Raw genomic sequence first — 23201 nt, forward strand, 5'->3', positions numbered from 1 at the left:
AATGCTCAAAGAAAACTTCAACGAACTGCAAATCTTTCTTGTGGTGGCAAGGGAGCGAAGTTTTACCAAAGCAGCGGGCAAACTCGGTGTTTCTCAGTCAGCTCTCAGCCATGCGATTAAGGCTCTGGAGGAAAGGTTAAATATCCGCCTCTTAACCCGAACGACTCGCAGCGTGGCTCCCACAGAAGCGGGGGAGAGAATAATCGCCTGTCTTGAACCTCGTATTGACGAACTTGAACAGGAACTGGAATCACTTATTCAACGGGACGGCACGCCCTCTGGGAATATTCGGTTATCTGCCGGGGAACATGCCGCGCGCAGTCTGATCTGGCCGAAGCTAAAACCCTTTCTCAGAGAGTATCCCGAAATCAATGTCGAACTGGTGGTGGATAACGGTTTTGTCGATATTGTCGAAGGTCGCTTTGATGCCGGAGTACGGCTGGGCGAAAGTATAGATAAGGATATGATTGCCGTGAGGATTGGACCAGATATGCGAATGGCTGTGGTGGGGGCACCGTCTTATTTCGCTACAAACCCTGCGCCTGGAACGCCTCACGAGCTACAAAATCATCGCTGCATCAATATGCGTCTGCCAACTGCCGGTGGACTTTATCACTGGGAGTTTGAGCGAGAAGGGAAACCGTTACGGGTCAGAGTTGATGGGCAACTGACGTTCAATTTGCTGCCAGAAAGAATTGATGCAGCATTATCAGGATTTGGTATCGCCTGTGTTCCCGAAAACGCGGTTCAGGATCATATAAAGTCAGGCGAGCTTATTCAGGTTTTACATGAGTGGTGTCCAACTTTTCCCGGATATTACCTTTACTATCCAAGCCGTAAGCAGCACCCACCTGCTTTTGCGCTGATGATCGATGCACTTCGCTACGCAGAATAACGGAGCCGCATTTTACTGTGGCTCCGTTTGAGCATTAACGGCCTACGCGAGCCTGATGCTCAGGCGAGTAACGTTCACCGACGATTTTAATCGTTTCCAGTGCCTGGGTGATCTGCTGAGTATCATTCTGCGAAAGAACGATGTCGACAGCGGCCAGGTTTTCCTCCAGCCGGTGCAGTTTAGTGGTGCCTGGGATGGGAACAATCCACGGCTTTTGTGCTAACAGCCATGCCAGTGCGATTTGTGCAGAGGTTACCCTTTTCTCCGCAGCCAGTTCGCCTAACAAAGTGACCAGTTTTTCATTGGCTTCAATGGCTTGTGCAGCGAAACGCGGTACGGTGCTACGGTAATCATCCTTACCGAAAGTTGTCCCCGGCTTAATCGACCCCGTCAGGAAACCTTTACCTAATGGGCTGAACGGTACAAAACCAATCCCCAGTTCCTCCAGCAACGGCAGGATTTCCTGTTCAGGTTCACGCCACCACATGGAATATTCGCTTTGCAGGGCGGTGACTGGTTGTACCGCATGGGCACGACGAATGGTTTGTGCCCCCGCTTCTGACAAGCCAAAATGTTTGACCTTACCTTCTGCGATAAGATCTTTCACCGTTCCTGCAACATCTTCAATCGGGACATCCGGATCGACACGGTGTTGGTACAGCAGGTCAATAACATCTGTCTTAAGGCGGCGTAATGATCCTTCAACGGCTTCACGGATATGTTCCGGGCGGCTGTTTAGAATCTGCTGCTTATTATCATCGCCGAAGGTAAAACCAAATTTAGTCGCAATCACCACGCGGTCACGAAACGGTCTTAAGGCTTCACCGACCACTTCTTCATTCAGATACGGACCATACACTTCGGCGGTATCGAAGAAGGTGACGCCGCGTTCAACCGCAGCACGAATGAGTTCGATAGCCTGACGGGTATCTGTCGCCGGGCCGTAGCCGTGGCTTAAACCCATGCAACCTAGCCCAAGCGCGGAGACTTCGAGTCCGGATTTACCCAGATAACGTTTTTGCATTGAATGAATACCTCTTTTATCGCGGCTTAAACATCAAGTTTGCGGCCAGTCAGCCATTCCACCATCGCCGGGTCGCGGTGAGAGAAGAACGCGCTGGTTGCGGTATCCAGGGCGGTAATTTGCAGTATATCTTCAGGACTGAGTTCAAAATCGAGAATGTTGATATTCTCTTCCATGCGTTCTTTGCGCACTGATTTTGCCAGTGAAACGATGCCTCGTTGGTAGATCCAGCGCAAAACAACCTGGCCCACGCTTTTGCCATACTTCTCGCCAATTGCCGTTAACACGGGATGCTGGAACAGACCATTTTTACCTTCCGCAAACGGCGCCCAGGCCTCTGGCTGAATGCCACGGCTTTGCATCCACGGAACGGCATGAAGTTGCTGGTTGAAGGGGTTAACTTCAATCTGATTGACCGCAGGAACCACTTTATTAAAGGCGATAAGATCGGCCAGTCGGTCAGGATGGAAGTTGCTGACGCCAATCGCGCGAATTTTACCAGCCAGGTGCAGCTCTTCCATGGCACGCCAGGCTCCGTGGATATCACCGTAAGGCTGATGAATCAAATACAGGTCAACGTAATCAAGTTGCAGCCGATTCAGAGAGCGTTCGAACTGGGCTTTGGCTCCTTCGTAACTGGTATCCTGCAACCAGAGTTTCGTTGTGACAAAGAGTTCGTTACGCGCAATACCGCTTTGTTTCAGTGCATTCCCGACCTGAGTTTCATTCTGATATGAGGCGGCGGTGTCAATCAGTCGATAACCAGTATCAATAGCGTCAATGACCGCTCTTTCGCATTCGGTGGCATCGGTCATCTGAAATACACCAAAACCCAGCAAGGGCATTTCAATACCGTTGTTCAGTTTTACAGTTTGCATGGTGTTAGCCTCCCGTTATTGTTCATTGGAAGCATAACGTAAAGAGAGTTATTCAATTAGACGGCGAGATTTGTCAGGGGCTATGAACAAAATTCATTAATCTGCCAGGATGCTGATTGAGTAGCACTGTTATCGTGTGGGGCTATTTTATTGATGAATTATTTGCATAAGTGAAATCGATATTTACATACTAATCGAGAGTCGTATTTTAACTTAGAATAATAAGTCATACGTGATGGAGGTGCTTACCGTGGTGTTTTCTGTATTAAGCAACAATCTTAAAATGCCGATGATCGGTTTTGGGGTTTTTCAGGTTACCGATAAAGAAGAGTGTAAACAGTCGGTGTTGAGTGCTATCCGAACAGGTTATCGTCTAATCGATACTGCTGCGGTATACAGTAATGAAGATGCTGTCGGTGAAGCTGTTCGTGAGGCCATTTCGGAAGGTCTTTGTACCCGTGAGGAGTTATTTATTACTTCAAAACTATGGGTGCAGGATATGGTTAATCAGGATTCGGCAAAAGCAGGAATTGAAGCATCGTTAAAAAAATCGGGACTTGAATATTTCGACCTCTATTTATTGCACCAGGCGATGCGCGATTATTTCAGTGCGTGGCGAGCCCTGGAAGCGGCTTATGACGAAGGCAAGCTGAAAGCGATTGGTGTTTCCAATTTCTATCCTCATGTATTAACAAACTTTTGTGAGACAGTCAGAATAAAGCCAATGGTGAACCAGGTTGAGCTGCATCCCTATTTTGCGCAACCAGAGGCGCTGGCAATCATGAAACACTATAATGTGCAGCCTGAAGCCTGGGCTCCGTTAGGCGGCGGAAGACATAAGCCATTTGAAAACAAAATGCTTCAGAGTATTGCTGATGCCCACCAAAAAACGATTTCTCAGGTGATATTGCGCTGGAATATTCAACGTGGCGTGGTCGTTATCCCGAAATCAACTCATCAACAGCGTATTGAAGAGAACTTCGCCATTTGGGATTTCTCACTGACAGAGGCAGAAATGGAGCAAATTAGCTCGCTTGATTTAGGCTATGTTGGTGAATCTGTAAAACATTTTAATCCTGAATTTGTCCGTGGTTGTCTTGGCGTAAAAATACATGACTGATTTTGGTATTTGTTGAGCTATATTATTTGGATGATGACGTTTTTATCTGAGCTTACAGGTTCTGTTTTATAAAATAGCAAATTCAGACAATATGGGTTTTAACCAGCGATTTAAGAATATGATTCTTAAATTATCAATCATTTCATAACGAAGAGGCACTTTATGAAAACTATCGGTTATGCCGCACTCTCTTCCGATGCAAAACTGGTTCCTTATCATTTTAAACGTCGTGAGTTACGGGACAATGATATTGCCATCGAAATTCTTTATTGTGGCGTTTGTCACTCAGATTTACATACAGTTAATGGTGACTGGGGGCCTCAGCCTTATCCGTTAATTCCGGGGCACGAAATTGTCGGTATCGTGAGAGCAGTGGGGCAGGGGGTTAAAAAATATCAAGTAGGCGATCATGTTGCCGTTGGCTGTATGGTCGATAGCTGTATGCATTGCGACCAGTGTGAACAAGGCGAAGAACAGTATTGCCGCCACGGGATGACGCCAACCTACGGTGCTAAGGATCGGATTAGCGGCGAAATTACTCAGGGAGGCTACTCCAAACATATTGTGGTACGTGAGGAATTTGTACTGCGGATCCCTGAAAATATGGATTTAGCCAAAACTGCGCCGATTCTCTGTGCCGGAATTACCACATTCTCACCATTACGTACCTGGAATGTTGGCCCAGGCAGCCGTGTTGGCGTTATTGGGTTAGGCGGTTTAGGTCATATGGCTGTAAAACTGGCTGTCGCGATGGGGGCTGACGTTACTGTGATTAGCCGGACTAAAAGCAAAGAAGCAGACGCAAAATTGCTCGGTGCAAAAGGCATTCTGCCGTCTTCAGACCCAGAGGCATTACAGATGTCAGCCTGTGCATTCGATTTGATTATCGATACAGTTCCCGTTAAACATGACCTGAATATCTACACCCCATTGTTAGATATTGATGGTTCATTAGTTATTGTTGGACAGGTTGGACCAATGGAAGAACCGTCAACAATTCCTCTGATTATGGGGCGTCGCCGTGTTGCTGGCTCACTCATCGGCGGTATTGCAGAAACACAGGAAGTGCTGGATTTCTGTGCGAAGCATAATATTTATCCCGAATGTGAAATGATCAATATTGATCAAATAAACGATGCTTTTGCTCGCCTTGCAAAAGGGGATATGGCACATCGTTTTGTTATTGACATGGCTTCACTGAATGCTGAGTAACGGAATAATTCAGCGCAGAGCTTCTGTATATTTTCCAGCAACTCACAAGAAAGGCGTTCAATAATGGAACCAAAAATGTGTTTGAGAGCAGGAATTTGCGCTGAGCACTAACAGACATTTTTATATTAAAAAGCCAGAGTCTTGCGATAGCCCTGGCTTTTGTCTGCCTGATGTTCAGTTTTTTTTATGATGGCGTAGCGCATCAACAACCAGCTGGAATGCTTTTGAGTGATTTCTGTTTTCCGGGTAATAAATATAATAACCATCCCAATAAGGACACCAGTCTTCAAGTACACTGATCAGTTCGCCGCTGGCGATGTATTTTTCCGCAATATCGCGTGGAACATGCGCCAGGCCGTAGCCCTCTAACGCCGCCTGCAAATTTTGATAGATACGGCTAAACACCAGTTGACCGCTGACTTTGACATTCAGGCTTTTTCCTTCTTTTTCAAACTCCCACGCATACAGATTGCCATGCGTTGGAAAACGAAGATTAATGCAGTTATGACTAATAAGGTCATCTGGATGCTTTGGATAAGGGTGTTGAGAAAAATATGCTGGCGAACCGACAACAGCAAAGCGCACGTCGGGACCAATACGTACAGAGATCATACCGCTGGATATCTGTTCTCCCAGGCGAGTTCCTGCATCGAATCGACCAGATACAATATCCGTTAAAGTATAATCATCAATTAATTCCAGATTTATATCCGGATATTCTTTTAGTAATGGCTCAAGTTTTGGCCAGATAACTGACCTGATAGCGTAATCGGATGTGGATATTCGAACGGTTCCTGCGGGTTTTTTGTTGAGATCTTTTAGTTGCTGCAATGTTCCCTGAATCCCATCAATATAAGGCCCCAGCTCATCAAGCATTGATTGCCCTACATCCGTCAGCGATATGCTGCGGGTGGTGCGAGTAAGGAGTTTCATACCCAGACGAGATTCAAGGGTGCACATACTGTGACTCAAAGCCGATTGTGATATCCCCAATTGAGCAGCAGCCCTGGTGAAACTCTTTTCACGCGCAACAACGATGAATGTCATTAAATCATTAAGATTTTCTCGTGCCACTCTCTGCCTCTCATTGCGGAAAAAAGATATCTGTTTACATGTTAGCGTGAGAGATATGGTAAGCCTCAACCTTAAACAAGGAAACATTGAACATAAAAATAGCGTCAGCCTTACCTGTACAAAGGGAAAACTGACGCCTGAAAAATTAAACAACAGATTCTGTTCTGATTATAAAGAGTTAAATTTTAAAATCTGAACACGACTCATTACTTCGTTGTTTAAGGATTTCCCGAGCCGAATCAGCCATTATCATGACTGCGCCAGCCAGCATCAGGGTATCTTTCAACACCAGACGACCGGCTCCCGATAAATAGGGAAAACCATGATGAGCATCCCCCAGAGCCGGCACCCAGGCTTCAGGAGTGGTGATTAAAAATGAGAGTGTTACCAGCGGTGTGGCAAATGACATTAATCCACCCAATAAACCCAACCACCGGTTAACAGGATTTGCCAACACCAGCAGAGCAATCATCACCTCCACGACGCCAAGGCTGTTGGAAAAACCATAGGTATTATTAGCAATTTGCCATGCCCGGGCTTCCGGCTTATATTCGCCTTCGTGAGTCAGGTACTGTTTATATTCTTCCGGATGTTCATAGAAGAACGACATTAGCGGACTGTTCGCGACGAATGGTGTAATACTGTCGGCCTCGTAAGGGACAAACTTTAATAACCCAATCCACATAAAAACAATCGCAATACTCAGACGAATCAATGTCAGGCCAATTTTATCTCCCCGACTTAACAGGTGCAGGTATTTTTCCATTATCAACATCCTTATTTATACAATACTGCCGTCGCGGTTGAGTTGTTATCAATCCGCATGGAGGTAATTTTCCATGATGATGCGTCATGTTTTCTGGCGATATCAGCAATGGCATCCTCAAGAACGGTCGGTGAGGCTGATACTGACGAGACGCTGACATGTTTCAGAACTATTTTGTCATCTGCATTGGTGGAAAAAGCCATAAAGCCAGATAATAGCGTTGCAAATAAAACAGTTTTTTTAAACATATAAAATACCATCAATGAAGTGATTAAGAAGTTATAGAATAAGCAAAAATTAATAAAATTGTTTTCTCTAAGACGCCAGAATATTTGTCCTGGCGTCTGATTTTGGGTTTATTTGACTAATGAAAATAGATCATTGAGTGATTCGCTCATCGACGGATGAGTAAAAATCTGATCGCGTAATACGCTATAAGGCAATCCGGCATCCATCGCCATTTTCACAATATTGATCATCTCGTGGGAGTCAACACATAGCAGTGATGCCCCTAATATGCGCTGGGTTTTATTATCGATAATCGCTTTTAATACCCCACGGGTATCGTTCATCACTCTGGCGCGCGGAATTGCCGCTACAGGCAATGTAACCACCTGAATATCCGCACCACTCTCTCTGGCTTGTTCTTCTGTCATACCAACCCGAGACAGTGGAGGAATCATGAATACGGAATAAGGCACATTTTTCCGATCATCAGTATTACGTTTGCCTTCTCCCAGTAACTCATCGCGCACAATGCGGTAATCATCCAGTGAAATATAAGTAAACTGTAGACCGCCGGTAACATCTCCCATCGCCCAAATATTGTCTGCGGTAGTATGTAATCGCTTGTCAACGACAATTGCCCCGCGCTCGTTCACCGCAACCCCGGCATTTTCTGGTTTTAACGAGGCGGTAGCAGGCTGGCGACCGGAAGCAATTAACAGGACATCCACCGCCAGTTGAGCTTGTCCGGTATGCACTTGTACTTTATTTTTATCGTGGCTGATACGCTGCACATGGGCGTTGAGGATAATATCCACTCCCTGCTCACGTAAAATAGTCGCGATATTATCAGCAATATCCCGATCTTCCCGAGGCAAAAACAGAGGCGCGGCTTCGAAAATAGTCACCTTACTGCCAAAATTAGCGAACATAGAGGCAAACTCAACGCCAATATATCCCCCGCCTAAAATGCCCAAATGTTCGGGCAATTCCTTCAGGTTAAGTAATCCGGTACTGTCATAGACGCCAGGTGTCGTGGTTATTCCTTGAACTGGCGGAACAACAGTTTGTGCGCCGGTATTAATAAAAATTTTCTCACCATGAATCTCCAGATTTCCCTCAGGTCGATGAATACGCAGAATATGATTATTGATAAACTCCGCTTGCCCGACGATCACGTCGATATTGGGCATATCCGCAAGATTATGGAAATTCTTATTGCGTAAAAAATTGACGACTTCATCTTTACGCTGCATGGCATGGGAAAAATCTGTGTGCTGTTGTGCATCATGAACTAATGTTTTGGTTGGGATGCAGCCGATATTAATACATGTCCCGCCATACATTGCATTCGATTGTTCTATGAGAGCCACACGCCAACCCGCTTTAGCCAGCGTGACGGCTAATGTTTTTCCTGCCTTACCAAAACCAATAATAACTGCCTGATATTTATTCATGATAATTTCCTGTCGAAACGTATTCATTTGACGTAATGACTATAGACGTAAATTTGTAAATAACACTTCTTCACAACGCTTGATATTTTGTCTTATCGTCTGATGTTCGTTGTTTTTTAATCAGGGTCACAATATAACGATGATGATTAACTAATTGATGATATTGGCTTAAGGCTTATATAAGATTATTGCTGTCTATAATCAAAAAACTACTCAGGAGTCTGATATGGATGCCCTTAGCCGTTTATTGATGCTTAACGCTCCACAAGGAACGATCGATAAAAATTGCGAGTTAGGAAGTGACTGGCAGCTTCCACATGTTGCGGGGGAACTATCGGTTATTCGTTGGCATGTGTTAACACAAGGTTCGGCGAAACTGGAAATGCCGGCGGGGCAGACCTTTACATTGCGCCCTGGGAATGTGGTTCTGCTACCACAAAATTCAGCTCATCGCCTGAGTCACATTGAAAATGAATCGACCTGTATTGTGTGCGGCACTCTTCGGCTGCAACGTTCGGCGCGTTATTTTTTAACCTCTTTGCCGGAAGCTCTGTTTTTGGCACCGGAAAGTGACAGCGTGGAGTTTAACTGGCTGAGGGAGGCGATTCCTTTTTTACAACAGGAATCCAGAGCGGCAATGCCGGGAGCGGATGCTCTGTGCAGCCAGGTATGCGCCACACTCTTTACACTCGCCGTGCGTGGATGGATCGTACAGGCTAATACGGAGAAAAATATTCTTAGTTTGTTGCTTCATCCGCGCCTTGGTGCGGTGGTTCAGCAAATGCTGGAAATGCCTGCTCATCCCTGGACAGTCGAATCGCTGGCCAGCATCGTTCACATGTCCAGGGCAAGTTTTGCCCAACTTTTTCGTGATGTTTCTGGAACCACGCCACTGGCTGTATTAACAAAGTTGCGGCTACAAATAGCGGCTCAGCGGTTTGCCAGGGAAACGCTCCCCGTCGTGGTGATCGCTGAGTCAGTAGGCTATGCCAGTGAATCATCCTTTCACAAGGCATTTGTTCGCGAGTTTGGCTGTACTCCTGGAGAATATCGGGAAAGAGTCAGACAGCTTCAGGAGGTTAGCTTATAAACGAAGTATGGATAAGATTCCCTGTTATAAAAATAGAGCATGTCATACTCAGCGTAGCGGTGAAAAACAGCAGGATGTTCTGGTAGAAATAAAGAACATCCTGGCATTCTAAAGGCAAGATTTCTGTTACTTAATCTTTGCGTGCATCATTATCCATATAAAGCATATGGTTAAGAGAAACACTTTATCGCATAAACCAGAAATAAAAGAGACCTACTTTTAAGCCAAGTATTGCGATGTAGGCACAGCAGTACTTCATGGTGCCAGACATTATTTGATTGGCTTGCCCTTCCATTTTTGTGGCAGAAACGGCAATGGCAATACTTTGTGGTGAAATCATTTTCCCTCCCGTGGCACCGGAAGTATTCGCTGCCGCCAGCCAATTGGGATCGATATGCAACTTACTGGCTGCAATAGTTTGCAGTTTGCCAAACAAAATATTCGAGTTAGTATCGCTGCCTGTGACAAAAGTACCCAGCGCACCAATGACCGGCGCGAGGAAGACGTATGAACTTCCAGTGAGATCGACAATTGACCGAGCCAGCGTAGAAATAATGCCGCTGAGATCCATAACTGTTGCCATGGCGACAATGGCCATAATCGCAATAATAGAATTTTTAAGCTGGAATACGGTTTTGATAAATACTTCCAGCATACCGCGTGCTGATGCCCCCTGAATAAAACCACCGAGAATAGTTGCAAAGATAATCAACATTCCAGGCGTTGTGAGCCATTCTATTTTTAATGCTAATGTTCCGCCATCGGCCAGTGAAAAGTGTAGCACTGAAGCCAGCTTAGATGCTGCTGCTTTTATCGTTGGGAATAACGGTGAGCACAGCAGAATAAAGACAAAAATAAACAGGTAAATAGAACCGACCCGGAACAGCACCTTTGCCGAACGTGGTGCCATTTCACGGGTATGGCTGGCTGCAATACGCCACTCTGGGTCTACTTCACCTTTGCGCAGACGGCTGGCAATCGCGACAGCGAAAAGGCTAGCCAGGCTGCCAGCAAAAGCGGGCAATTCGGCACCAAGATGGATGGCAACAAAGTATTGCGGAATAAGTGTCGCGATGCCACATAGCAGTGTGATAAGGAATACGCCGCGAATCGCTTTCACGCCGCCGCCAATAATACAAATAATGACAAAGGGCAGCAGGAGATTAAAAATCGCTAATTGCAGAATAATTGTTCCACCTAAGGTGTAAACAGACAGGTTAACCTGCTCGGCGAGGATTGAAACCGGAATACCTACCGCCCCAAATGCTGTAGGCACAGTATTAGCAACCAGTGAAGCAATTGCGGCCTTCAGTGGGTTGAATCCCAACGCAATGAGGATACCAATAGGAATGGCGACCGCAGTACCGTAACCGGCAGCAGCTTCAAGAAAACCACCAAAACACCATGAAATAAGGAGTACCTGGATACGCTTATCTTCGCTAATACTGGCGAGAATATCGCGGAGAATATCCAGAGCTTTGGTTGCCTGCATGACGTTATAACTGAATATCGCACCGAGGATCACAATCACGATCGGCCATAATCCTTTGAGTGCGCCATAACCCACTGAGGCTTTAAGATTCTGTATTGGCATGTCCCAGAACAGGACAGATAAAACAGCTGTAAATGCCAGTGATATCAGTACTGAATAATGAACAGGCATCTTCAGTTTCAGAATCAAAAATACCATAAGGAGCAAAGGTGAGAGTGCAATAGCAAACATTAAATATCCGTGCATTTCTATTCCTGACTATATTTATCAACCTTGTTTATCTATTTTTCCGATGGAGGTTATCTCATTATGAAAATAAAAAATGCAAACTGAATCGCTTCAGTAAAATAAAGTTACAGTTGTTGATATTTGTATATCCATTGTTAATAATTTGATTTTCATAACGATGCGTGTATATTTTAACAGCTCCAAAATGAGTAACTCTAAATAGGTATTCAAGATCGGGTTTATGAATTTTGTGACCCACTTAAATCAAATTTTCACCCCAGTGTTGATAGCTGGTGTCTTTATAAAAATGTGAGCGACGCCGAAAGAAATAAAATTAGTTATTGCATCCAGGTATTGAATGAAGGATTATCTCTTTTGTCATACAAATGAGTTTGGAATTGTATTTTACTACTTAATAAAAAAGAGCCCCTATTTTTATTGATGATTGATAACCCAGAAGGGGTGGTTGCCATCGGGCATAAACAGAAATGAAGTAATGGAGTGTTGGTTGTGAATGTAAATTTCTTTGTTACCTGTATTGGTGATGCACTGAAATCAAGGATGGCACGAGACTCCGTGCTGCTACTGGAAAAACTCGGCTGTCGCGTAAATTTCCCGGAGAAACAGGGATGCTGCGGTCAGCCTGCGATCAATAGTGGTTATATCAAAGAAGCGATTCCAGGGATGAAAAATCTGATTGCCGCACTGGAAGATAACGACGATCCCATTATTTCACCGGCTGGTTCCTGCACTTATGCCGTAAAAAGTTACCCGACATATCTGGCGGATGAACCTGAATGGGCATTACGTGCCGAAAAGGTTGCCGCGCGTATGCAGGATCTCACCTCTTTTATTGTTAATAAATTAGGGGTAGTGGATGTCGGCGCCAGCTTGCAAGGGAGAGCGGTGTATCACCCATCTTGCAGCCTGTCCCGTAAGCTGGGGGTGAAGGACGAGCCACTTACGCTGCTGAAAAATGTGCGCGGACTGGAGCTGTTGCCCTTTGCCGAACAGGATACTTGCTGCGGGTTTGGCGGCACGTTCTCGGTCAAAATGGCCGAAATATCCGGCGAGATGGTGAAAGAAAAGGTTTCACACCTGATGGAAGTCCGCCCTGAGTATTTAATTGGCGCTGACGTGAGTTGCCTGCTGAACATTAGTGGGCGATTACAACGGGAAGGGCAGAAAGTCAAAGTGATGCATATTGCTGAAGTGCTGATGAGCCGCTGAGGATATAAAGATGTCGATCAAAACCAGTAATACAGAATTTAAGACACGCATCCGTCAGCAAATTGAAGATCCGATCATGCGCAAAGCGGTGGCAAACGCGCAGCAGCGTATTGGTGCAAATCGGCAAAAAATGGTTGATGAATTAGGGCACTGGGAGGAGTGGCGCGATCGTGCTGCCCAGATACGTGATCATGTTCTGAGTAATCTTGACGCTTATTTGTACCAGCTCTCAGAAAAAGTGACGCAAAACGGCGGTCACGTCTATTTTGCAAAAACCAAAGAAGACGCTACCCGCTACATTTTGCAGGTCGCCCAGCGTAAAAATGCGCGGAAAGTGGTGAAGTCGAAATCAATGGTGACCGAAGAGATTGGCGTCAACCATGTGTTGCAGGATGCTGGCATTCAGGTGATTGAAACCGATCTGGGGGAATACATTCTCCAGCTGGATCAAGATCCGCCATCTCATGTTGTGGTTCCGGCCATTCATAAAGATCGCCACCAGATCCGCCGGGTGCTACACGAACGTCTGGGCTATGATGGCCCGGAAACGCCTGAAGCGATGACCTTATTCATCCGTCAAAAGATCCGCGAAGATTTCCTCAGTGCTGAAATCGGTATTACCGGCTGTAATTTCGCGGTGGCAGAAACCGGTTCGGTATGTCTGGTGACTAATGAAGGTAATGCGCGAATGTGTACCACGCTGCCGAAAACGCACATTGCGGTGATGGGTATGGAGCGTATCGCCCCCACGTTTGCCGAGGTTGATGTATTGATCACCATGCTGGCGCGCAGTGCTGTTGGTGCGCGTTTGACGGGATATAACACCTGGCTGACAGGACCGCGCGAAGCGGGACACGTTGATGGCCCTGAAGAGTTTCATCTGGTTATTGTTGATAACGGACGCTCCGAGGTGCTGGCCTCTGAATTTCGTGATGTGCTGCGCTGTATTCGCTGCGGAGCCTGTATGAATACCTGTCCGGCATATCGCCATATTGGCGGTCACGGATATGGCTCTATTTACCCAGGACCAATCGGCGCGGTGATTTCTCCACTGCTTGGCGGCTATAAAGATTTTAAAGATCTGCCCTACGCCTGTTCTCTATGCACAGCCTGTGACAGCGTTTGCCCGGTGCGTATTCCGCTGTCGAAACTGATTTTACGCCATCGTCGGGTGATGGCTGAAAAAGGGATAACAGCAAAAGCAGAGCAACGGGCGATCAAAATGTTTGCTTATGCCAATAGTCATCCGGGATTGTGGAAAGTCGGAATGATGGCTGGCGCCCATGCGGCAAGCTGGTTTATCAATGGCGGCAAAACACCGCTCAGGATCGGCGCAATTAGCGACTGGATGGAAGCACGCGATCTTCCTGAAGCTGACGGAGAGAGTTTCCGTAGCTGGTTTAAGAAACATCAGGCGCAGGAGAAAAAGAATGGATAATCGGAGCGAATTTTTGAACAACGTTGCTCAGGCACTGGGGCGCCCGCTGCGACTTGAACCGCAAGCAGCAGATGCGCCGCTTAACAATTATGCTAACGAGCGGCTTACCGAACTTAACCAACAGCAGCACTGTGATGCGTTTATCCAGTTTGCCAGCGATGTCATGTTGACGCGTTGTGAATTGACCAGCGAGGCGCAGGCGGCAGAAGCGGCATTACGTTTGTGTAAAGAGCTGGGAGATCTGTCGGTCGTGGTCAGTGGCGACAAGCGACTGGAGGAGCTGGGGATTAGTGGACGTTTACAGCAGGAATGCAATGCCGTCGTGTGGGATCCGGCGAAAGGTGTCGAGAATATCGCTTTGGCGGAGCAGGCGAAAGTTGGCGTTGTGTATGCTGAATATGGCTTAACAGAGTCGGGAGGCGTGGTACTTTTTTCCGCCGCCGAGCGCGGACGTTCATTGAGTCTGCTACCTGAGTCCTCTATTTTTATCCTGCGTAAAAGCACTATTTTGCCCCGAGTGGCGCAGCTGGCAGAAAAATTGCACCAGAAAGCGCAGGCCGGTGAACGTATGCCATCCTGCATTAACATCATCAGTGGCCCCAGTTCAACAGCGGACATAGAGCTTATTAAAGTCGTTGGAGTTCACGGGCCGGTGAAGGCGGTGTACCTGGTTATTGAGGATTGTTGAGAGAGAGATTGGCAATCATTCTGGTATTCAGCAGCCAGAAAGACATCGATAGCGACTATATCGCTATTACTGATTTGCACTGCGGGACACAAGTTTGCGCCATGTCCAGGATATGGCGCACTTTCTTATACCTCTGGTGCCATCATCACTGTGTAGATAATCATGTATCCTCTCGCAGATGTTATATCTATACAGCGCAGCCATTAGTTTAGATTGGTGGTCTGCCAGACAGCGAATAATAAAAAAACATAAAAAGAAACATTGATGCCTAAAATCACTACTGGGCTGAAATCATTGTTCAATAAGCTTATTCTTATTTAATGCAATTGAATTGACATATTTGAGTTGCAACCTTATTCATGAAAGGCGTGTAGAGTCAACGCGTCAGATTTAAGATAACTATATGTTACTTAAGGTTTAATTATCTGTGTGTGATATTTTATTGGATGTTTTAAATATTATTTTTTCTTAATCTCTCATTAATATTTTAATGTGAGCTGAATGGATTCAGCCCTAAACTTGATGGAATCAAAACATGCGCATGGCATGAATAATTTGCATGTTTAACACGCATCTTTACTCATTTTGTAATCGGATGTTGACGCTATGTTCATATCGATGGGGATATTTTAAGTTGATTTGGATTGTTAAATTCATATAATGCGCCTTCGCTCGTGACTGAAAGTCAGTACTTAGTGGTAAATTATAAATATAGAAATAGTAAAACTACTTCTCTAGTACCCAAAATGAGTTGACTGAAATTTTTGGCTTTAAATATTAAATTTGCGTGATTATCTGCTGAGATTCACTTGTGATGACATTTCTGAGGTATTTAACGTAATCGTTATTGAGTAAACATTAGAGGTAACGATAAGCTGATCGATAGTGGTGTTTGTTGTTATAGATACGGCATCGCTGATGTTTATGGTTACCCCTTATGCGTGCTCAGGAATCCACCAGTAGTAACTCATACTGAACAGCGATAAAAGATAAAAGGTGTGTTCATGGATTCATGTGATTTTCGTGTTTTTCTGCAAGAGTTCGGTACAACGGTTCATTTGTCATTGCCCGGTAACGTATCCGAGAAAGAACGACTGCTACTCAAGCTGCTGATGCAGGGGATGTCGGTAACAGAAATATCACAATACAGAAATCGCAGTGCAAAGACAATTTCACATCAAAAGAAACAACTCTTTGAGAAACTGGGGATTCAGAGTGATATTACTTTCTGGCGCGATATTTTCTTTCAGTACAATCCGGAGATCATATCCGCCACTGGTAATAACAGTCACAAATATATTAATGACAACCACTATCACCATATTGTCACGCCTGAAGCCATCAGCCTGGCGCTGGAAAACCATGAATTTAAACCATGGATCCAACCTGTTTTCTGCGCACAGACAGGGGTACTGACAGGCTGTGAAGTGCTTGTTCGCTGGGAGCACCCGCAAACGGGAATCATCCCGCCGGATCAGTTTATTCCTCTGGCGGAGTCATCTGGTCTTATCGTCATAATGACCCGCCAGTTGATGAAACAGACTGCGGATATTCTGCTGCCGGTAAAACATTTGTTGCCGGACAATTTCCATATTGGTATCAACGTCTCGGCGGGCTGTTTTTTGGCTGCGGGATTTGAAAAAGAGTGCCTGAACCTGGTCAAGAAATTAGGCAACGATAAAATCAAGCTGGTTCTTGAGCTGACGGAACGTAACCCCATTCCGGTAACGCCAGAAGCCAGAGCGATATTTGATAGCCTTCATCAGCACAACATAACCTTTGCGCTGGATGACTTTGGTACTGGTTATGCAACCTATCGTTATTTGCAGGCGTTTCCGGTCGATTTTATTAAAATTGACAAGTCGTTTGTGCAAATGGCGAGTGTTGACGAAATCTCCGGCCATATTGTGGACAATATTGTCGAACTGGCGCGTAAGCCCGGTCTGAGTATCGTGGCGGAAGGGGTAGAAACCCAGGAACAGGCGGACTTAATGATCGGTAAAGGCGTTCACTTTTTGCAGGGCTATTTGTACTCTCCGCCGGTTCCGGGTAATAAATTTGTCTCTGACTGGGTAATGAAAGCCGGTGGTTGATGTAAGCCGCTATTCAGGGTGCGTCGGGAGGTTGGCTGGTATCAATTCTCCCGATGCAGTAAATCCTGATAAATCTCCGTTAATATCCCTTTAGGCATAAATTGTTTTTTAATCCACTGCGTCACCTGACCCGTTGCAGAGTGTTGGGTTGCCAGTAACATGCGTGAATCCTGGCGCGGGTTATGAATTTGTCGGATAACCAGCAGTGATTGTTCCATCGCTTCACGAACCATGTAATCTGGCAAAAAACCAATCCCTTCGCCCAGAATCTGACACTGACATTTGGTGTTGAAATCTGGCACCAGAATCGACTCCTGCCCATGCAGCAACCAGCCCACCTTTTTATTAATCGTATGCGCGGTGTCTTCCACCATAATATTAGGATAGAGACGTAGCTGACTTTCAGCGATTGGCTCCGGTACAAAGGCTAACGGGTGATCCGGGGCGATAGCAAAAGCCCAGCGAATCGCGCCAATCTCGGTGTAATCAATGCCGCCACCGTCCAGCAGCGTGTCGGGTGCGCCGATGGCGATATTCGCCTGGTTATTGATAATCGCATCCCAGACGCCGTTATACACTTCAGTTGTTACAGTTATCTGGCAGGTGGGAAACTGCTTTTTCAGCACCTGTAATAAGCGTGCGGTGTGTTTGGGTGTATAAAGCAGCTGATTAATACAAATGCGCACGCGTGCTTCTATGCCCTGCGAAATAGTATCGATGCTGCGTTTGATGGCGTGAAAATCATTCAGCAGGTCGGTTGCTTTACGGAAAAAATAACGCCCGGACTCCGTTAACTCAATGCTGCGGGTATTGCGGGTGAACAGCACCACATCCAGCCCCGTTTCCATTCGCTTGATGGTGTAGCTAATGGCGGAAGTGGTTAAACCCAACTCTTCTGCCGCTTTACTGAAGCTGCCAAAACGCGCAGCGGTAGTAAATGCCAACAGATTTTCTTCGGTAAAAATTGAGTTCATTAAACCATTCCCGCCATTTTCTAATATGAATTTCTCCAGTCACAACTGTAGAGGTATCGATTAAAGATAGATAATCATTTTTGAATAACTTTTAATACCCGTCGCTTTTAGTCGTCGCTTCGCTTAATTTTTGTCCGCCGTATTCCGAAATTATCCCCACGCAGTTACCCGCCAGAAAACCCAGTAACGTTACTGTCCAGTTCATCCCGCTGGCAAAAAATAGCGTCATGCCGAGAAAGCCACCGGGAATGAATGACAGTAACCAGAAACGTCCTTGCCAGACCACCACCGCCGAGAAGGGCACGGTAGTAATCACGCTTGCCCAGAATCCAGAAAGCCCACTTACAGAAGCCAGCCAGCCGGCAGCCAGCGCGGCGAAAAACGCCCACACCATCCCGGAATAATTAACCGCCAGACTTCGGATAAACCCCGATTTACCGCCGCCTGCGGCATAAAAACTGCAAAAGGCGACGAAGCCAATCGTTCCTAATAATTCCCATCCCTGAGAGAGCCCGACATGTGAAGACACTAACTGCCAAAGCCCTGCACAAATACCGACGGTGACACCCGTTGCCGTGAGTCCGTTCATCTTGTTCCCCTCTGGTTAGACATGGACGAAAGCTACTCTTACATGTGCAGACTATAGAGAAATAAAACCTGATTGAGTGAAAGGGTATCGGGTCAAAGAAACAAATATTGCACTACCGCACACTGCGAAAAGATTGTTGAACATCATTCAACAAAAAGGCGAAATACGGCGAATTAAATTTAAGCGGGTTCTTTTATCAGATTATCGTTGCTATTCTCAATTCATCGAAAACAGCCACAAAAACCAGGGGAATGTGAATGACTATAAAAAATCTACCTGCCGACTATTTATTGGCTGCACAACAGGGCGATATCGATAAACTAAAAACCTGCCTTGCGCTGGGTGTCGATATTAATACCTGCGATCGTCAGGGGAAAACGGCAATTACGCTGGCAAGTTTATATCAGCAATATGCTTGTGTGCAGGTATTAATTGATGCCGGAGCAGATATTAATAAGCAAGATCAGATATGTTCAAATCCTTTTTTAATTAGCTGCCTGACCGGTGATTTAACCCTGTTACGGATTATTTTACCGGCTAAACCCGATCTTAATTGCGTAACCCGCTTTGGCGGCGTTGGCCTGACGCCTGCCTGTGAAAAAGGTCATTTAAGTATTGTGAAAGAGCTTTTGGCGCATACGGATATTAACGTTAACCAGACCAACCATGTTGGCTGGACGCCATTACTGGAAGCGATTGTGCTTAATGATGGCGGTATTAAACAGCAGGCGATTGTCCAGTTATTGCTGGAACACGGAGCCAGCCCGCATATGACCGATAAATATGGCAAAACGCCGCTGGAACTGGCGCGGGAACGGGGCTTTGAAGAGATTGCGCAATTGCTGATTGCCGCAGGCGCATAATCCGGGAGGCTTGCTATCGACACACCAGAAAGACGGTGTGTGTGGGCGCTAACTGCGGATGCGGATTTTCTGGCGCAGCGGGGGCAAGGACAGGTTGAACAGGTCTTTGCCAGAGCGGTAAATATCGCACTCCCGGCTCGCCAGCAGTTGCTGACGCTGCTTTGTGAAGAATACGACAATGCGCCAAACAGTTGTCGGTTGGCACTCACTCACTTTGATGGTCTGTTCCGTCATGGTGATAAGGTTCAGTTTGACGATCAAGGGATTACGGTTGGTCAACATCTTCATATAGAGTTGAGTCATTGCCAGCGTTGGCTGTCCCCAACACTACAAATGACCGCTGAGAATTTTCACCTTATTGCCTGGCAACAGTGGCACGACATTATTCATCAGCATCTGGGGGAAAATGAAACCCTGTTTAATTATCGCGGTGATAATCCGTTTTATCAGGCGTTAAATAAAGAATTACATATCAGGCGACGTGCTGTTATTCAGGCATTAAACGATAAACAAAATATCGCGTCAGCGGTCGCTAATATGATGGGGTTAGGGATTGGTCTGACACCTTCAGCCGATGATTATTTAACAGGTCTGATGCTTGTTTTATTTATTTCCGGGCATCCGGCAGAAAAATGCAAAGAGGAATTTTATCTCGGCCTGCAACGCGGCAGAAATAATACCACGTTATTAAGTGCTATTACGCTGGAAGCCGCATTACAACAACGCTGCCGGGAAAATATTTATCACTTTATTCACGGCATCATTAATGACATCCCTGAGAACGCCACTCAGGCAATAGAAAAAATTAAACATATTGGCTCCAGTTCCGGCTGCGACATGCTGTATGGCATGGCCGATGGTTGTGCGCTGAGCCAAACCTACGGAGGGAATTATGTCAGTTAAAATAGTCATTAAACCGAATACCTATTTTGATTCTGTCTCGCTGATGTCCATCTCCACGCGTGCAAATAAACTCGACGGCGTCGAGCAGGCATTTGTGGCGATGGCGACTGAAATGAACAAAGGCGTGCTGAACAATTTAGGGCTGCTGACGCCGGAGTTGGAGCAGGCGAAAAACGGCGACCTGATGATTGTCATCAACGGCAAAGCGGGCGCGGACAACGAACAGTTGCTGGTGGAGATTGAAGAACTGTTCAACAGCAAAGCGCAAAGTGGCTCGCATGAAGCGCGCTATGCCACCCTTGCGAGCGCCAAAAAGCATATCCCGGAAAGTAACCTGGCGGTGATTTCCGTTAACGGCCTGTTTGCCGCTCGAGAAGCGCGTCAGGCGCTGCAAAACGACCTCAACGTGATGCTGTTCTCCGATAACGTCTCGGTTGAAGATGAACTGGCGCTCAAGCAGCTCGCTCACGAAAAAGGGCTGCTGATGATGGGGCCAGACTGCGGCACGGCGATTATCAACGGCGCGGCGCTCTGCTTTGGTAACGCCGTGCGTCGCGGCAATATCGGTATTGTTGGTGCGTCCGGCACCGGCAGCCAGGAACTGAGTGTCCGCATCCATGAATTTGGCGGCGGCGTTTCGCAACTGATTGGCACCGGCGGGCGTGACCTGAGCGAAAAAATTGGTGGCCTGATGATGCTCGACGCCATCGGCATGTTAGAAAACGATCCGCAAACTGAAATCATCGCGCTGATTTCTAAACCGCCAGCGCCTGCGGTGGCTCGCAAAGTGCTGGAACGCGCGCGTGGCTGCCGTAAACCGGTAGTGGTCTGCTTCCTCGGTCGTGGCGAAACGCCTGTGGATGAACCAGGGTTACAGTTTGCTCGCGGCACTAAAGAGGCGGCGCTGAAAGCGGTGATGCTCTCCGGCGTGAAACAGGAACATCTCGACCTGCATACGCTTAACCAGCCGTTAATTGCTGATGTGCGTGCTCGCCTGAAACCACAACAGAAGTACATTCGTGGCCTGTTCTGCGGCGGCACGCTGTGTGACGAAACCATGTTCGCGGTGATGGAAAAACACGGCGATGTCTACAGCAACATTCAGCCCGATCCTGAATTCCGCCTGCAAGATATCAACCGCAGCATCAAACATACCTTCCTCGACTTTGGCGATGACGACTTCACCAACGGCAAGCCGCATCCAATGATTGACCCCACCAATCGCATCAGCCGGTTGATCGAAGAGGCGCGCGATCCGGAAGTGGCGGTGATCGTGATGGATTTTGTGCTCGGATTTGGATCGCATGAAGATCCGGTCGGCTCCACTATCGAGGCGATCAAAGAAGCGAAAGCGATCGCCGCTGCCGAAGGACGCGAGTTGATCATTCTCGCCTATGTGCTGGGTACCGATCTTGATACGCCATCGTTAGAACAACAAAGCCAGATGCTGCTTGATGCCGGAGTGATTCTGGCGAGCAGCAGCACCAATACCGGATTGCTGGCGCGTGAATTTATCTGCAAAGGGGAGGAAGCCTGATGAGCCAGTCACTGTTTAGCCAACCGTTGAACGTTATTAACGTCGGCATCGCCATGTTTAGCGATGATCTTAAAAAGCAGCATGTAGAAGTGACCCAGCTCGACTGGACGCCGCCGGGGCAGGGCAATATGCAGGTGGTTCAGGCGCTGGACAACATTGCCGATTCGCCGCTGGCAGACAAAATCGCTGCCGCTAATCAGCAGGCGCTGGAGCGCATTATCCAGTCGCATCCGGTTTTGATTGGCTTTGATCAGGCGATTAACGTGGTGCCCGGCATGACGGCGAAAACCATTCTTCACGCCGGGCCGCCGGTCACCTGGGAAAAAATGTGCGGCGCGATGAAAGGCGCGGTCACCGGGGCGCTGGTGTTTGAAGGGCTGGCGAAAGATCTCGACGAGGCGGCTGAACTGGCGGCCTCCGGGGAGATCACCTTCTCGCCGTGCCACGAACATGACTGCGTAGGTTCGATGGCGGGCGTTACCTCTGCCTCGATGTTTATGCACATCGTGAAAAACAAAACCTACGGCAACCTCGCTTACACCAATATGAGCGAGCAGATGGCGAAGATTTTGCGTATGGGTGCCAACGACCAGAGCGTGATTGACCGCCTCAACTGGATGCGCGATGTGCAGGGGCCAATGTTGCGCGACGCGATGAAAATTATCGGCGAAATCGATCTGCGCTTAATGCTGGCGCAGGCGCTGCATATGGGCGATGAGTGCCATAACCGCAACAACGCCGGGACGACGCTGCTGATTCAGGCGCTGACGCCGGGGATTATTCAGGCAGGTTATTCCGTCGAGCAACAGCGCGAAGTGTTTGAGTTTGTCGCCAGCAGCGACTACTTCTCCGGCCCGACGTGGATGGCGATGTGTAAAGCGGCGATGGATGCGGCGCACGGCATCGAATACAGCACCGTGGTGACCACAATGGCGCGTAACGGCGTCGAGTTCGGCCTGCGGGTCAGCGGCCTGCCGGGGCAGTGGTTTACCGGCCCGGCGCAGCAGGTGATCGGGCCGATGTTTGCCGGTTATAGGCCAGAAGATTCGGGGCTGGATATTGGCGACAGCGCCATCACCGAAACCTACGGTATTGGTGGCTTTGCCATGGCGACCGCGCCTGCAATCGTCGCGCTGGTGGGCGGCACGGTGGAAGAGGCTATCGATTTCTCCCGCCAGATGCGTGAAATCACCCTCGGCGAAAACCCGAACGTCACCATTCCGCTGCTCGGTTTTATGGGCGTGCCGTCGGCAATCGACATTACCCGCGTGGGCAGCAGCGGCATTCTGCCGGTGATCAACACCGCCATCGCCCATAAAGATGCGGGCGTCGGCATGATTGGCGCGGGCATTGTGCATCCACCCTTCGCCTGCTTCGAGAAAGCCATTCTCGGCTGGTGCGAACGTTACGGCGTCTGACCCTCCA

General features: G+C 47.3%; 21 protein-coding genes. 12 read left to right on the plus strand and 9 right to left on the minus strand.

Going from position 1 to position 23201, the window contains the following annotated elements; genetic code table 11:
* Window position 1 precedes the first annotated feature (1 nt).
* Window positions 2–895 (plus strand): LysR family transcriptional regulator, encoded by an 894-nt coding sequence (locus HEM79_RS18135; protein WP_176242021.1) that lies wholly within the window; start codon window positions 2–4, stop codon window positions 893–895.
* 34 nt (window positions 896–929) lie between these two features.
* Here HEM79_RS18135 and HEM79_RS18140 read toward each other — a convergent pair whose 3' ends face one another.
* Both HEM79_RS18140 and HEM79_RS18145 read right to left on the minus strand, forming a co-directional pair.
* On the minus strand, window positions 930–1919 hold the full coding sequence (locus HEM79_RS18140) for an aldo/keto reductase (RefSeq protein ID WP_176242022.1): 990 nt from the start codon (window positions 1917–1919) through the stop codon (window positions 930–932).
* A gap of 26 nt (window positions 1920–1945) precedes the next feature.
* The gene (locus HEM79_RS18145) at window positions 1946–2797 is read right to left on the minus strand and encodes an aldo/keto reductase (RefSeq protein ID WP_176242024.1); all 852 of its coding nucleotides are present in this window, start codon (window positions 2795–2797) and stop codon (window positions 1946–1948) included.
* A gap of 250 nt (window positions 2798–3047) precedes the next feature.
* Between HEM79_RS18145 and HEM79_RS18150 the strand changes: the two genes are divergently transcribed.
* Window positions 3048–3917, plus strand: a complete 870-nt coding sequence (locus tag HEM79_RS18150; protein WP_176242063.1) for an aldo/keto reductase — start codon at window positions 3048–3050, stop codon at window positions 3915–3917.
* A 162-nt stretch (window positions 3918–4079) separates the two neighbouring features.
* Window positions 4080–5129: an NAD(P)-dependent alcohol dehydrogenase gene (locus HEM79_RS18155; RefSeq protein ID WP_000848743.1), complete on the plus strand. Its 1050-nt coding sequence runs from the start codon at window positions 4080–4082 to the stop codon at window positions 5127–5129.
* A 174-nt stretch (window positions 5130–5303) separates the two neighbouring features.
* On the opposite strand, the gene HEM79_RS18160 is transcribed toward HEM79_RS18155, so the two are convergent.
* The 4 genes from HEM79_RS18160 to rclA form a co-directional block, all read right to left on the minus strand.
* Window positions 5304–6203 (minus strand): LysR family transcriptional regulator, encoded by a 900-nt coding sequence (locus tag HEM79_RS18160; RefSeq protein ID WP_176242026.1) that lies wholly within the window; start codon window positions 6201–6203, stop codon window positions 5304–5306.
* 178 nt (window positions 6204–6381) lie between these two features.
* A complete protein-coding gene (rclC, locus tag HEM79_RS18165) occupies window positions 6382–6969 on the minus strand; it encodes a reactive chlorine species resistance protein RclC (RefSeq protein WP_176242028.1) in 588 nt (195 codons plus the stop codon).
* An 11-nt stretch (window positions 6970–6980) separates the two neighbouring features.
* On the minus strand, window positions 6981–7217 hold the full coding sequence (gene rclB / locus HEM79_RS18170) for a reactive chlorine resistance periplasmic protein RclB (RefSeq protein WP_000475155.1): 237 nt from the start codon (window positions 7215–7217) through the stop codon (window positions 6981–6983).
* A 108-nt stretch (window positions 7218–7325) separates the two neighbouring features.
* Entirely contained in the window at window positions 7326–8651 is a 1326-nt protein-coding gene (gene rclA / locus HEM79_RS18175) for a reactive chlorine resistance oxidoreductase RclA (protein ID WP_176242030.1), read from the minus strand.
* Window positions 8652–8877: 226 nt separating this feature from the next.
* On the opposite strand from rclA, the gene rclR reads away from it, so the two are divergent.
* A complete protein-coding gene (gene rclR / locus HEM79_RS18180) occupies window positions 8878–9741 on the plus strand; it encodes a reactive chlorine-specific transcriptional regulator RclR (protein ID WP_176242032.1) in 864 nt (287 codons plus the stop codon).
* 184 nt (window positions 9742–9925) lie between these two features.
* Here rclR and HEM79_RS18185 read toward each other — a convergent pair whose 3' ends face one another.
* Window positions 9926–11479: an L-lactate permease gene (locus HEM79_RS18185; protein ID WP_176242034.1), complete on the minus strand. Its 1554-nt coding sequence runs from the start codon at window positions 11477–11479 to the stop codon at window positions 9926–9928.
* A 492-nt stretch (window positions 11480–11971) separates the two neighbouring features.
* Between HEM79_RS18185 and HEM79_RS18190 the strand changes: the two genes are divergently transcribed.
* From HEM79_RS18190 to pdeL, 4 genes are all read left to right on the plus strand, one after another.
* A complete protein-coding gene (locus HEM79_RS18190) occupies window positions 11972–12691 on the plus strand; it encodes a (Fe-S)-binding protein (RefSeq protein WP_001102104.1) in 720 nt (239 codons plus the stop codon).
* Window positions 12692–12701: 10 nt separating this feature from the next.
* Window positions 12702–14129 carry a LutB/LldF family L-lactate oxidation iron-sulfur protein gene (locus HEM79_RS18195; protein WP_000023938.1) on the plus strand — a complete coding sequence of 476 codons (1428 nt, stop codon included), beginning with the start codon at window positions 12702–12704 and terminating at the stop codon, window positions 14127–14129.
* Window positions 14122–14817, plus strand: a complete 696-nt coding sequence (locus HEM79_RS18200; protein ID WP_176242037.1) for a LutC/YkgG family protein — start codon at window positions 14122–14124, stop codon at window positions 14815–14817. The genes HEM79_RS18195 and HEM79_RS18200 overlap by 8 nt, the downstream gene beginning before the upstream one ends.
* Window positions 14818–15821: 1004 nt before the next feature.
* A complete protein-coding gene (gene pdeL / locus HEM79_RS18205) occupies window positions 15822–16910 on the plus strand; it encodes a DNA-binding transcriptional activator/c-di-GMP phosphodiesterase PdeL (protein WP_021550294.1) in 1089 nt (362 codons plus the stop codon).
* A 41-nt stretch (window positions 16911–16951) separates the two neighbouring features.
* Here the strand turns inward: pdeL and HEM79_RS18210 are convergent, their stop codons facing one another.
* Together HEM79_RS18210 and HEM79_RS18215 are read right to left on the minus strand one after the other, a co-directional pair.
* Window positions 16952–17884, minus strand: a complete 933-nt coding sequence (locus tag HEM79_RS18210) for a LysR substrate-binding domain-containing protein (protein ID WP_001084385.1) — start codon at window positions 17882–17884, stop codon at window positions 16952–16954.
* Window positions 17885–17975: 91 nt separating this feature from the next.
* Entirely contained in the window at window positions 17976–18473 is a 498-nt protein-coding gene (locus tag HEM79_RS18215; RefSeq protein ID WP_105285946.1) for a DUF1097 domain-containing protein, read from the minus strand.
* 257 nt (window positions 18474–18730) lie between these two features.
* Between HEM79_RS18215 and HEM79_RS18220 the strand changes: the two genes are divergently transcribed.
* Genes HEM79_RS18220 through HEM79_RS18235 form a run of 4 tightly spaced genes read left to right on the plus strand, consistent with a single transcriptional unit; the run spans window position 18731 to window position 23194 of the window.
* Window positions 18731–19336: an ankyrin repeat domain-containing protein gene (locus HEM79_RS18220; RefSeq protein WP_176242039.1), complete on the plus strand. Its 606-nt coding sequence runs from the start codon at window positions 18731–18733 to the stop codon at window positions 19334–19336.
* A gap of 39 nt (window positions 19337–19375) precedes the next feature.
* A complete protein-coding gene (locus tag HEM79_RS18225; RefSeq protein WP_176242040.1) occupies window positions 19376–20239 on the plus strand; it encodes a DUF2877 domain-containing protein in 864 nt (287 codons plus the stop codon).
* Complete coding sequence (gene fdrA / locus HEM79_RS18230; protein ID WP_176242042.1) at window positions 20229–21776, plus strand: acyl-CoA synthetase FdrA; 1548 nt, start codon at window positions 20229–20231, stop codon at window positions 21774–21776. The genes HEM79_RS18225 and fdrA overlap by 11 nt, the downstream gene beginning before the upstream one ends.
* Window positions 21776–23194 (plus strand): YlbE family protein, encoded by a 1419-nt coding sequence (locus HEM79_RS18235; RefSeq protein WP_176242044.1) that lies wholly within the window; start codon window positions 21776–21778, stop codon window positions 23192–23194. The genes fdrA and HEM79_RS18235 overlap by 1 nt, the downstream gene beginning before the upstream one ends.
* Window positions 23195–23201 lie beyond the last annotated feature (7 nt).

The sequence above is a fragment of the Escherichia sp. 93.0816 genome, assembly GCF_013368855.2.
In the GTDB taxonomy this organism is placed as follows: Bacteria; Pseudomonadota; Gammaproteobacteria; order Enterobacterales; family Enterobacteriaceae; genus Escherichia; species Escherichia ruysiae.